Source organism: Actinoplanes philippinensis (assembly GCF_900113015.1).
GTDB lineage: Bacteria > Actinomycetota > Actinomycetes > Mycobacteriales > Micromonosporaceae > Actinoplanes > Actinoplanes philippinensis.
In genome coordinates this window covers 39851-52324 of record NZ_FONV01000012.1, presented here as the reverse complement: position 1 = coordinate 52324, position 12474 = coordinate 39851, and the positions used below count along the sequence as shown (strand labels likewise).

Below are 12474 nucleotides of genomic sequence, written 5' to 3'. Positions count from 1 at the left end.
TCCGCCGAGCGCGGCCCGGTCCCGGGATCCCGTGCGCGGCCCGGATCGGGAAGCCGTGCGCGACAGGTCCCGGGAAGCTGACGGCAAAGATACGGCTGCCGAAACCGCAGCATGACAGCACTGCGGGCCGGCCAGGGCGGTGACGGAAGGCATCAGCCCGGCGGGCGCGTCAGGGCCGTGCCGGGCCGCATCGGTCGCGCGGACCGGACGTGACGAATGGGTGCGGTTGGGGGGTCGGCGAGCGTACCCCGCACAGGAATTTTCAGGCGCACTCGCCGGTGCGGACCTCGCGGGTGTTGACGCGGCCGTTCTGAGCGACCGGCGCGGCCTCCTCCGCGGTGAGGGCGAAGCCGACGTTCTTGTCGTCCGCCGCCGCCGCGAAGATGACGCCGAGGACGTCGCCGTCGGGGTCGATCAGGGGGCCGCCCGAGTTGCCGCTGCGGACCAGCGACTTGATCGTGTAGATGTCCCGGGTGACGTCACCCGACCTGTAGATGTCCGGGCCGGTGATGTCGCCGACGTCGCGGATCCGGGCGGACTGCGCGTTGTACGGCCCGTCCTGCGGATAGCCGAGCACGATCGCGCTGGCGCCGGTCGCGGCCTCCTTGCCGACGAAGTTCATCACCGGGGCCTTGAGGCCGGGCACGTAGAGGACGGCCAGGTCACGTTTGGGGTCGTAGACGACGACCTTGCCCTCGATCTGGCGGCCGCCGCTCTCCACGACGACCTCACGAGTGCCGGCGACCACGTGCGCGTTGGTCATGACGCGCTCGGTGGCGTAGACGAACCCGGTGCCCTCGATGCGGCGCGAGCAGCTCGGCGCCGAGCCGAGGATCTTGAGCACCGAGTCCTTCGAGTCCTTGACGACCTTGGAGCCGGCCAGTGCCGGGTCGGGGGCGGCGACCTCGCGGGCCTGTGTACGGGTGAGACCACCGAAGACGTCGGGGAAGCCGTTGGTGTCGAGGGTGTCGCGCAGCCCGGAGGAGAGGGCCCGCACCTCGTCGGGAACCAGCTCGGTGACGCCGCCGAGGATGGCGCTGTCCCGGACCGCCGCGTTGATCGCCGGGAACGGCGTCGAGCCGAACGGGACGGCTACGAGCCAGGCCGCGAAGAGGACCGCGATCACCGAGACGAGGGCGCCGCCGGCGTCGTCGAGGTACTGGACCGGTTTGCTCTGGATGACCTGCCGCAGGTTGGTGCCGAGCCAGCCGGCCAGGGTCTGGCCGAGGACCGCGAGGATGAGGATGACGCCGAGCGCGACGACCAGCCGCACCGTGCCGTTCTCGAACTGGCGGGCGAGCAGCGGACCGAGCTGCAGACCGATGAGAACACCGCTGAAGAAGCCACCGAGCGACAGCGCGCCGATGACGAAGCCCTGGCGATATCCGCTGATCGCGAACAGCACCATGACCACGATCAGGAAAATATCGACCACGGGCACTCACTCAGCGTAGAAGTCGGGGGCCATCTCACGGCACCACCTCATCCGGCGCACCGCCACGGGCGGCCGGAACGGGAGCGGCGGCGTCCGGAAGTTCGATGATGCGGCCCGGTTCCCAGGGGCGCGCCCAACCGGCCATGTCCAGCAACGCAGCGATCACCCCAGCCGTGAAACCCCAGACGAGCAGCCCCCGGACCTGAAACGCGGGGCCGATCCAGCCGCTCGGATGTCGCACCCGGATACGGTTCGCGGGGTCGGCCAGTTCACTGATCGGCAACCTGTCGACGTGGGCGACCTCGGCCGGCTGCAACGGATGCACCGGGTGTGGCTTTCGCCACCAGGCGAGAACCGGGCTGACCACGAACCCGCTGACCGGGATCCACAGCTCGGGCAGAAGCGCCACCACCTCGGCCGAGGACGGGTCGAGACCGACCTCCTCGTTGGCCTCGCGCAGGGCGGTGGCGGCGGCGTCGGCATCGTCCGGATCGGTGGCGCCGCCGGGGAAGGCGGGCTGGCCGGCGTGGTTGCGCATGGTCGCGGCCCGCTGAAGAATCAGCAGGTCAGGATGGCCGGGACGCTCCTCGTCCTCGCCGAGCAGGACCAGGACCGCACTGGCCCGGCCACCGGCGCCGACCGGGCGGCGCAGCATGGTGAAGTCTTCGCTGCGGCACTCGGCGACCCTGGTGAGCAGGGGCTCGAACCAGTCGGGCAGACCGTCCGGCCGCCCCAGCACCTCACCCCGGCTCATCGGGCCACCGTAACGCCGAACTGTTTCCGCACCTGTTCGATCAACTGGTCGACGTCCATGGCGTTGCGATGCACGTACATCCCCCCGTCGGCCTTGATGAAGACGGTGGCGGGCAGCATGGTCACGCCCAGCCCTCCGATGAACCGCTGCTCCGGGTCGAAGAGAGTCGGAAAGGTGACACTCCGATCGGTGGCGAAGTCGGCGGCCCGGGACCGGTCGTCGCGGGTGTCGACGCCGATGACGGTGAACCGGCCGTCGGCCCGGTCGGCGAGGCCCTGCATGACCGGGAGCTCCTCGCGGCAGGGGCCGCACCAGGAACCCCAGACGTTGATCACCGTGGGTCCGCGCAGGTCACGCAGTCGCACATCGGCACCGCCGGTGAAACAGGGAAGCGAAATGTCGGGAATTTCGGTAGAAGTCCCGCCGGTCAGGCCGTCGCACGCCGCGAAGGGCGACGGTATCTCCGGCTCCCCCACCGTGGCCGCACAGCCGGAAAGCACCATCACGGCGGCCGAGGCGAGAAGAAGCCGTCTCACAGCCCCTCCGAGAGCCCCGACGCAAGACCCGAACCAGCGCCACCGGAAACGGGAGCGGAGACGCGGCCCGAAGCAGCGCCGCCAGAGACGGGCTCGGGGTCAAAACCCGAACCCGCGCCATCAGAAACGGGCTCGGGGTCAAAACCCGAACCAGCGCCACCGGAAACGGGCTCGGCGGCCAGGGCGGAGGCCGGCACCAGATCCGGATCGACGCCCGCCGCGATCGCCAGGTCGCGCGCCCGCGGCCCCTTCAGGAGCTTTGCCGCCGGCGCCGCCTCGGTCGGCCCGGTCCCGTACGAGGGGCACATGGCGGCCAACGTGCAGGCCCCGCAGGCCGGCGTCCGCGCATGGCAGACCCGCCGCCCGTGGAAGATCACCCGATGCGACAGCATGGTCCAGTCGCGTTTCTCGATCATCTCGGCGACCGCGAACTCGATCTTCACCTCGTCCTGCTCGTCGACCCAGCCGAACCGGTTGGTGAGCCGCTTGAAGTGGGTGTCGACGGTGATGCCCGGGACGTCGAACGCGTTGCCGAGCACCACGTTGGCCGTCTTGCGCCCGATGCCCGGCAGCTTGACCAGCTGATCGAGCTTGCGCGGGACCTCGCCCCGATGCCGGTCGAGCAGCGCCTGCCCGAGACCGATCAGCGAGTTGGTCTTGGCCCGGAAGAAGCCGGTCGGCCGGAGCAACGCCTCCATCTCGGCGCGGTCGGCGCCGGCGTAGTCGGCTGCCGACCGATACCGCCGGAACAGCTCGGGGGTGACCTGATTGACCCGGACGTCGGTGGTCTGCGCGGACAGGATCGTCGCGACGGCGAGCTCGAGCGGGTTGGTGAAGTCGAGCTCGCAGTGCGCGTCGGGATGGGTCTCGGCCAGCACCCGGGCCATCTTGCGGGCCCGCCGTTTGCGGCCCAGATCCGTCTCGCCCGCGAAGCGCTGGGGAGCGAGTTTCGCGGCGCGGGGTCGAGTCACCGGTAAAGAGTACGTCGGCCGCTCACGCGGACGGCTTGATGCTGCCGTCGGTCCCGATGACGGCGGCCGTGTCGCCGAAGTCGGCCTCGGACAGTTCGGCGACCATCTTGCGCCCGCGCTCGTTGGTCTTGTCCCGGGTGGGGACACCGGCGTCGTTGAGGTATGTGGAGACGAACTTCCCGTCCACGTACTCACCGGTGCCGGTCAGCGACACGTGCAGCACGCCGGCGTACTTGAGGTCGCCGTTGCGCGACAGGGTGCGGCCGCCACCGGCGAAGTTGCCGAGGCTGTACGCGATCAGCTTGCCCTTGTAGAACTCCATGCCCCGGAGCACGTGCGGCCCGTGCCCGACGACCAGGTCGGCCCCGGCGTCGATGACGGTGTGACTGAACTTGATCGGGTCGCCCCGGTTCTCCCCGAAGAACAGCTCGTTGCCGGGTTTCACGTGGGTCCTGTCGGAGCCCTCGGCGCCCATGTGCACCTGGACGACCACCAGGTCGGCCTTCTTCGCGGCCTCGGAGATCACCGAGGTGGCGGCGCCGAGATCGTTCAGGTTGTTGGCGCCGGCGTACGGCGAGAAGCCGACCACCGCGACCTTGACGCCCTTGACGTCGACGACGGTGATCTGGTCCTCGGCCCCGGTGTGCTCGAGCCCGGCCGCCTCCAGCGCCTCCACGGTGTTCCGGTATCCCTGGGCGCCGTAGTCCTTGGAGTGGTTGTTGGCCGTGTTGAGCAGCTGGAACCCGGCCTCCTTGAGGTGCTCGGCGTAGGCCGGCGGCGACCGGAAGGCGAAGCAGTTGGGACGTTTCGGCGAGCCGCACTTGGAGGTGCCGGTGTCGCCGGTGAGCGGCTGCTCCAGATTGCCCATGACGAGATCGGACTCGAGCGCCTCGGTGACCGAGTCGAAGAAGCCGGCGCCGTCGTTGGCCGGGAGCTTGCCGGGCGCGTCGCCCATGATGATGTCGCCGGTCGCGGAGAGCGAGATCGCGTCGACGGGCGCCGACTCCCGGACCGGTTTCCCGCTGACGCCGGCGGCCGGCGCGGAGGCCGCCGGTGGATTCCAGACCGGGTCGGAGCCACCACCGACCAGGCCACATCCCCCCAAAGCAGTTACAAGCAGGACGCTTGTGGCGATAATCCCGGCCGCCGGGGGCCGGTTTTTCTGTCGGGTTCGGGGGTGCGGATTCATCGACGCGGACGATACCGTCGTCCGGCAAGCGGGATCGACCGACGAAAGGCCTGTCCTGATATGCCCGGACCGCTGATTTATCACCAGCGTTCAGGGCATTTCTGGTTACCGTCCAGTATTTGGATCAAGGGGTGGCCGCCCGTTTCCCGCCCGCGTGCGCCTAGACTGATCGAGCGCAGACGTTGCGCGTTTTCGAAAGGTGCGGCGATGGATGAGGTACTGGCCCGGAGCGGAATCTTTCAGGGTGTAGACCCGGAAGCCGCTGAGGCGCTCGCCAAGGAGATGGACACGATCGAAGTCCGCAAGGGCGACGTGGTCTTCAACGAGGGCGAGGCCGGCGACAGCCTGTATATCGTTCTGTCCGGCAAGATCAAGCTCGGTCGCCGAGCCGCTGACGGCCGGCAGAGCCTCGTCTCCATCATGGGGCCCTCCGACATGCTCGGCGAGCTTTCCCTCTTCGACCCCGGCCCGCGGACGGCCACCGCCACCGCGGTGACCGACAGCCGGCTGGCCCGGTTGAAGAAGTCGTCGCTGCGCCCGTGGCTCAACAACCGGCCGGAGATCGCCGAGCAGCTGCTCCGTGTCCTGGCCCGGCGGCTGCGCCGTACCAACGACGCGCTCGCCGACCTGATCTTCACCGACGTGCCCGGCCGCGTCGCGAAGAACCTGCTGCAGATGGCGGGCCGCTTCGGCACCCGTGACGGCGGCGTCCTGCGGGTGACCCACGACCTCACCCAGGAGGAGCTGGCCCAGCTGGTCGGCGCCTCCCGCGAGACGGTCAACAAGGCGCTCGCCGACTTCGCCTCGCGCGCCTGGCTCCGCCTCGACGGCAAGAGCGTGATCATCCTGGACCCGGAGCGCCTCGCGCGCCGCGCCCGCGTCTGACCGTCGCCTTCCAAGGGGCTGTCCTCCGGGGACAGCCCCTTAGCCGTGCTGCTCCACCTGTCCGTGTCGCATCACCTCGGCCACTCGTTACGGAGGTGGCCGAGAGGCATCGGTACGGACAGGAGAGGGCGCGGCATTGAAGGCAGGCAGGGGTGTGGCGAGATGACCGTGCTCGACACCACGCTGGACCCGCGTGACCCCGCCTATCTGGAGGGGCGCGGGACCACCCTGGAACGCCTCGCCGCGCTGGAGTCCGCCCTCGACGAGGCCCGGGCCGGCGGCGGCGAGAAGTATGTGACCCGGCATCACGCGCGCGGCAAGCTGCTGCCCCGGGAACGCATCGAGATGCTGCTCGACCAGGACAGCCCGTTCCTGGAGCTGTGCCCGGTCGCGGCGTGGGGGTCGGAGTTCCCGGTCGGCGCGAGCGTGGTCACCGGCGTCGGGGTGATCGAGGGCGTCGAGTGCGTCGTGGTCGCGAACGATCCGACCGTGGAAGAGGGCGCGGTCAACCCGTACACCGCCGAGAAGATCCGGCGTGCCACCGCGATCGCCACGATGAACCGGCTGCCGCTGATCAACCTGGTCGAGTCGGCCGGGGACAGCGGCTCGGCGGGTGGGCTCTTCCCGCCGGATCTGGTGCCGTCGATCTGCGTGGTCTTCGGCGCCACCACCGGCGACGCCGCGTACCTGCCGGCCCTCTCCGACTACACGATCCGGGTTCGCGGGCATGCGAAGGTGCTGACCATCCACCCGCAGCCGATAAACGGTCACGCGGGTGTCGACGTGCGCGCCACCCCGGTGGTGCCGGCCGGGCCGACCGGGCCGGCCGACCAGCTCGCCGAGGACGAGCGGGACGGGCTGCGCCTGGCCCGGCAGTGCGTCCGGCGGCTCAACTGGCGCAAGCTCGGTCCGCCGCCGCGCAACCGCCGCCCGCTCCCGCCCCGGCACGACCCGGAGGGCCTGCTCACGCTCGCCGCCGCCGACCCCGCGTCGTTCGAGCCGCGCGAGGTGTTCGCCCGGATCCTCGACGACAGCGACTTCGACGAGTTCAAGCCGGGGCACGGCGCCGCGATGGTGGCCGGCTGGGGTGAGCTGCACGGTTATCCGCTGGGGGTGCTGGCCGGGCCGGTGCGGTCGTGTTCGGTGGCCGAGGCGCAGAAGGTCGTGCACTTCCTGCACCTGGCGAACACCACGGCCACGCCGGTGCTGTTCCTGCGGCATGTCGGCACACCGGCCGAGGACGAGCAGGACACCCGGCACGACGCTCCGATGGCGCACGCGATAGCGCGTTCGACAGTCCCCCATCTGGTCCTGAACGTGGGCGACGTCACCGGCGAACGCACCGACGAGCCGCGGTTCCGGTTCAGCTGGCCGTCCGCCGACCGGAGTGCCGACACGAGCAGAGCCGATGACGGCGTCATCGACCCACGCGACACCCGTACCGTCCTCGGCCTCTGTCTCTCCGCGGTGCACAGCGCGGCCGTGGTGGGCGCCGCGCACGTCGGCGTGTTCCGATCTTGAAAGGTAGACCAGTGATCCGACGACTTCTGGTGGCCGACCGTGGAGAGGTCGCCCGCCGGGTGTTCGCCACCTGCAGGCTGGTCGGCATCGAGACGGTGGCCGTCTACTCCGACGTCGACGCCGACGCGCCGCACGTCATCGAGGCGGACTACGCGGTTCATCTGCCGGGCAACACGCCGTCGGCGACATATCTGCAGCCCGAGGCCCTGATCGCGGCCGCCCAGCGGGCCGGCGCGAACGCCGTGCACCCGGGGATCGGCATGCTCGCCGAGGACCCGGCCTTCGCGGAGGCGGTGATCGACGCCGGGATGATCTGGGTCGGGCCGTCGCCGGCCACGCTGCGCACGCTGGCCGACAAGGTGGAGACGAAGAAGCTGGTCGCCGAGGCCCAGGTGCCGGTCCTGCCGAGCTTCACCGACCCGGAGCAGGTGCCCGCGTTCCCGGTGCTGATCAAACCGGCGGCCGGCACCGGCGGTCACGGCATCCGGGTGGTACGGGACGCGAACACCCTGGCCGAAGCTATCGCCTCCACTCGTCGCGAGGTCGGCGGCGAGGTGTTCTGCGAGCCGTACGTCGGCGGCGCCCGCCACATCGAGGTCCCGATCCTGGCCGACGCCCAGGGCGCCGTGGTGCCGTTCGGGGAGCGCGAGTGCTCGGTCCAGCGGCGCTACCAGAAGATCATCGAGGAGACCCCGTCCCCGGCCGTCGATCCGGCGATGCGCGAGGACCTGTGCCGGGCGGCGATCATCGCGGTCCGGGCGCTCGGCTACGTCGGGTCGGGCGCTGTCGAGTTCCTGCTGGACGCGCAGGGCGACTTCTGGTTCCTGGAGCTCACACCGACGCTGCAGGCCGACCACGCGGTCACCGAGTGCGTCTCCGGGTACGACCTGGTCCGCCTGCAACTGCTGGTGGCCGAGGGGGGCAGCGTGCCGATGCCGGGGCCGCCGCCGATCCGCGGTCACGCCATCGAGGTACGGATGTGCGCCGAGGATCCGGCCTACGCGTGGCTGCCGGCGGCCGGCACGCTGCACCGGTTCGCCGTGCCGGACATCGCCGGCTGGTTCCGGCCGCTGCCCCAGCCGGGCCTGCGCCTGGACGCCGGGGTGGCCGACGGGTCGGTGATCGGCATGCACCACGATCCGATGCTGGCGAAGCTGGTGGCGTGGGCGCCGAGCCGTCAGGAGGCCGCCCGGATGCTCGCGTCGGCTCTGGCTCGTACCCATCTGCATGGGGTCGTCTCCAACCGCGACCTGCTGGTGCGGGTGTTGCGGCACCACGCGTTCCGCGCCGGGGATCTGGACACCGGCTTCCTGGACCGCCATCCGGAGGTGTTCGCGCCGCTGCTCTCGTCGGTCGACGCCGTGCGTCTCTCCTGCCTGGCGGCCGCCCTCGCCGGCGCCGCGGCGCGGCGGGCGACGGCGCCGGTCCTCAACTCGCTGCCGTCCGGCTGGCGCAACGTTCCCTCGGGTTCACAGACGGCGGTGTACGACGGCCCGACCGGCCCGGTCGAGGTCGGCTACCGGATGAACCGCCGTGGTGACCTGGCCGGCTGGTGGGTGCGGGCGGTGGATCCGGAGGAGCTGGATCTGGCCGGGCTGGGGCAGGCCCCGGTGGCCGACGAGCACCCGGCGGTCGTGGTGGTGTCGGCCGACAGCGACCGGGTGGTCCTCAACGTGCAGGGCATCCGGATGGCCGTGCACGTTCACCGGGTCGGCGACGTCTCGTACGTGGACAGTCCCGAGGGTTCGGTCGCGCTCCGGGAGATCTCCCGTTTCCCGCTGCCCGCTCCGGAGGCCGCGGAGAGTTCGCTGATCGCGCCGCTGCCGGGTGCGGTCCGCCGGGTCCTGGTGGTGCCCGGGCAGCGGGTCCGGGCCGGTGAGCTGCTGCTCACGCTGGAGGCGATGAAGCTGGAGCATCCGGTGCACGCGCCGTCCGCCGGGGTGGTCTCGTCGCTGCCCGTCCAGCCGGGGGCCGAAGTGGACACCGGCGAGCTGCTGGCCGTCCTCGACCCGGAGTAGCGGCACGGGAAACTGAAGGTGCGCTGAAACCGGCATGCATCGATAGCGTCGCTCCGGTATCGTTCCACCGTCTTCGATGGTCGACGGGGGAGCTTTGAGGATGGTCGTGCGGCGTCGCCGTGCCGTGATCGCGTTCGCCGCCACGCTGGCTCTGACCGGCGGCTGCACGAGCGCCACGCGAGGTAACACCGTGGACCCGGTTGCCGCTCAGGCGCCGGCGCCCACATCGTCTGCGTCCGCGACGGCGTCCGCGCCCAAGCCACGGGTCACCCGCTCGGCGGCGGTCGACGCGGCCCGGAGCGGGCTCCGCCGCCACGAGACCGAGATCAAGTCGGCGCCGGGCGAGAAGTATCAGGCTGTCGGCGCCGTGGTCGACGACAGCGGTGAGCAGCACGTCCGCTTCCAGCGCAGCCACGACGGCCTGCCCGTGCTGGGCGGTGACTTCGTCGTGCACTCGGCGGCTGACGGCTCGTTCCGCGACGCGACGGTGGCCCAGGAGCAGCCGATCGACGTTCCCTCCTCGGCGCGGGTCAGCCGCGCCGACGCGATCGGCGCGGCCGGCCTCGAGGGCCGGGTCGAGGCGCGCAAGGTCGTCGACGCCCTCGCCGGCAAACCAGCGCTGGCCTGGGAGATCACGAGCCCGACCCGGGTCGTGCTGGTCGACGCCACCACGGGCCGGGTCCGGCTGGCCTACGACACCGTGGACGCCGCCGACAAGGGCACCGGCCACGGTCTCCAGGTCGGCGACGTCGAGATCGACACCACCCCGCTGCCCGGCGGCGGTTACACGCTCGTCGACCCGGAGCGCGGCGACACCACCGTCCGCGACGCGCTGAACACCTACTACTTCGGCTCGGACGTGAAGTTCGCCGAGTTCACCGACCCCGACAACGAGTGGGGTGACGGCGCCCGCGCCGACCGCGCGACCGGCGCCGTCGACGTGCATTACGGGCTGGCGAAATCCTGGGACTATCTGCGCGACACGTTCGGCCGGCGGGGCGTGGCCGACGACGGCAAGGGCCTGATCGCCTACGTCCACCACGACGTCGACGACAACAACGCGATGTATGTCCGGACCTGCAAGTGCCTGTATTTCGGGGACGGCTCGGCGGGCCGCGCGCCCTACACGTCGCTGGATGTCGTGGGGCACGAGATGGCCCACGGCCTCACCGCCGCCACCGCCGCGCTGGTCGGCACCGGCGAGTCCGCTGCGCTGAACGAGTCGACCAGCGACATCTTCGGCACGCTCGTCGAGTTCTCCGTTGACAACCCGGTCGACGCGCCGGATTACACGATCTCCGAGAAGACGCGTCTCGACGGCACGCCGTCACGCTGGATGGACGAGCCGAACCGGGACGGCAAATCGGTCTCCTGCTGGACGCCGGCCGCCAAGGATCTCGACGAGCACTACTCGTCCGGCATCGGCAACAAGTTCTTCTACAACCTGGCCGTGGGCAGCGCCGCGTCGCGGTGGGGCGAGAGCACCCCGTGCGGCGGGGCGGCCCCGGTGACCGGCATCGGCAACGAGAAGGCCGCGCAGATCTGGTATCGGGCGCTCACCGTCTACATGGTCTCCAACACCAACTTCGCCGGCGCGCGGGAGGCGACGCTGCGGGCCGCCGTCGATCTGTACGGGGCGGACAGCACCGAGCGCGGCACCGTCGACGCCGCGTGGCGGGCGGTCGGCGTGGACGCGGCGCAGGCGCCGAACGCCGCTCCGGTGATCGCCCCTCTGCCGTACTTCGTGACGGTGCCCAAGGCCGGCGACCCGGTGCGTCTCCAGGTGACCGCCCGTGAGCCGCAGGGCCAGCCGGTGACCTATCGTGCCACCGGCCTGCCGGAGGGCGTGTCGATCGACGCGGCCGGTCTGATCACCGGGGCACCGGCCACGCGCGGGCTCTTCAAGGCCGAGATCACCGCCACCGACCCGGACGGCAACAGCGACACCAAGTCGACAGAGTTCGTGGTCAAGGGCCCGGTGTTCGTCGAGTCGGCGTATCCGAGGGTGATCACCCGCCTGAGCCCGTACACCACTATCGACTTCAAGGCGACCTTCAACGACGGCAAGGACCAGTGGGTCGACAAGTACGACACGATGAAGGTGACGGCCACCGGCTTCCCCGAAACCATGCTCCTGTCGGTGCGCACCACGGACATCGGCGTCTGGCAGGCCACCATCACCGGGCGGCCGAAGTCCGTCGGCTCCGGGACGGCCCTGTTGACGGCCACCGACGCCGACGGCAACCAGGCGACGGCCTCGATCCCATGGGAGGTCCTCCCGGCGGACCGTCTGGCGGAGCCGAGCGGGGTGTCCGTGACCGGGGGCAACGGCACCGCGCAGGTCGGGTGGGACCAGCTGTACACCGATCCGTTCAAGTTCCCGGTCACCGGCTACGTGGTCCGGGTCTCGCCCGGCGCCGAGACGCGACTCGATGCCACGGCACGCTCGCTGACCCTGACCGGGCTGGACGTCCGCCGGGCGTACACCGTCGGCGTGCGCGCGGTCAGTGTGGCCGGCGACGGCGCCGAGAAGACCGTCACTCTCACGCCGACCGGCCTGCCGATGTCCGCGTCACCGGCGACGGTGGTCCACGGCAAGACCTCGGCGCTCAGCGGCCGGGTGCTGCGCAACAACAGCGCGACGGTCGCCGGCGCCACGGTGACGATCGAGCAGCGGCCCGCCGGGAAGACGTCGTGGAGCCGGTATGCCACGGTCAAGACCGACGGCAAGGGGGTGTGGCGCGCCACCGTCAAACCGGGCGTCACCACCGCCTACCGGGTCACCTACCCGGGCTCCTCCGGCATGTGGCCGGCGACCTCGGGTGCCACCGGGCTCTGGATCCGCTACGCGGTCACCGCCAAGGCGAGCACGGCCAAACCCAGGGCCAACAAGAAGATCAAGATTTCGGGTACGGCCAGACCGGCCCGTGCCGGAGCCAAGGTCACCCTGCAATACAAGAAGGGCTCCCGCTGGATCACCATCACCAGCACGAAGACCGGCAAGACCGGCGCGTACACCTTCTCCCGCGCCTTCAGACGCGGCGCCTGGACCCTGCGCGTCGTCGTCGCCCCCGACAGCTACAACGTCACCGGGACCAGCGGCACGGTCAAACTCAAGGTCACATGATCCGTCGGGTACGGGCCGGCGAGATAGCCGGCCCAAGG

At 70.8% G+C, this 12474-nt stretch carries 8 protein-coding genes and 1 pseudogene; 4 read left to right on the top strand and 5 right to left on the bottom strand.

All coding sequences use genetic code 11. The annotated features are described in order from the left end of the window. Window positions 1-262 precede the first annotated feature (262 nt). The 5 genes and pseudogenes from BM290_RS30680 to BM290_RS30660 form a co-directional block, all read right to left on the bottom strand. Entirely contained in the window at window positions 263-1441 is a 1179-nt protein-coding gene (locus BM290_RS30680) for a MarP family serine protease (protein ID WP_093619410.1), read from the bottom strand. A 28-nt stretch (window positions 1442-1469) separates the two neighbouring features. Continuing rightward, window positions 1470-2189 (bottom strand): NUDIX hydrolase, encoded by a 720-nt coding sequence (locus BM290_RS30675; RefSeq protein WP_093619409.1) that lies wholly within the window; start codon window positions 2187-2189, stop codon window positions 1470-1472. Further along, complete coding sequence (locus BM290_RS30670; RefSeq protein ID WP_093619667.1) at window positions 2186-2692, bottom strand: TlpA family protein disulfide reductase; 507 nt, start codon at window positions 2690-2692, stop codon at window positions 2186-2188. The genes BM290_RS30675 and BM290_RS30670 overlap by 4 nt, the downstream gene beginning before the upstream one ends. A 203-nt stretch (window positions 2693-2895) precedes the next feature. After that, window positions 2896-3696, bottom strand: a pseudogene (gene nth, locus BM290_RS30665) (endonuclease III); the annotation flags it as partial. Between the two features lie 22 nt (window positions 3697-3718). Further along, window positions 3719-4885: a CapA family protein gene (locus BM290_RS30660; RefSeq protein ID WP_093619408.1), complete on the bottom strand. Its 1167-nt coding sequence runs from the start codon at window positions 4883-4885 to the stop codon at window positions 3719-3721. A 207-nt stretch (window positions 4886-5092) separates the two neighbouring features. Here BM290_RS30660 and BM290_RS30655 point away from each other — a divergent pair, with 207 nt between their 5' ends. From BM290_RS30655 to BM290_RS30640, 4 genes are all read left to right on the top strand, one after another. Continuing rightward, the gene (locus tag BM290_RS30655) at window positions 5093-5770 is read left to right on the top strand and encodes a Crp/Fnr family transcriptional regulator (protein WP_093619407.1); all 678 of its coding nucleotides are present in this window, start codon (window positions 5093-5095) and stop codon (window positions 5768-5770) included. 162 nt (window positions 5771-5932) lie between these two features. Next, window positions 5933-7291, top strand: a complete 1359-nt coding sequence (locus tag BM290_RS30650; RefSeq protein WP_093619406.1) for a carboxyl transferase domain-containing protein — start codon at window positions 5933-5935, stop codon at window positions 7289-7291. An 11-nt stretch (window positions 7292-7302) separates the two neighbouring features. Continuing rightward, complete coding sequence (locus BM290_RS30645; RefSeq protein ID WP_093619405.1) at window positions 7303-9309, top strand: ATP-binding protein; 2007 nt, start codon at window positions 7303-7305, stop codon at window positions 9307-9309. A 100-nt stretch (window positions 9310-9409) separates the two neighbouring features. Beyond that, window positions 9410-12436, top strand: coding sequence for a M4 family metallopeptidase (locus BM290_RS30640; protein WP_177319973.1), 3027 nt, complete (start codon window positions 9410-9412; stop codon window positions 12434-12436). Window positions 12437-12474 lie beyond the last annotated feature (38 nt).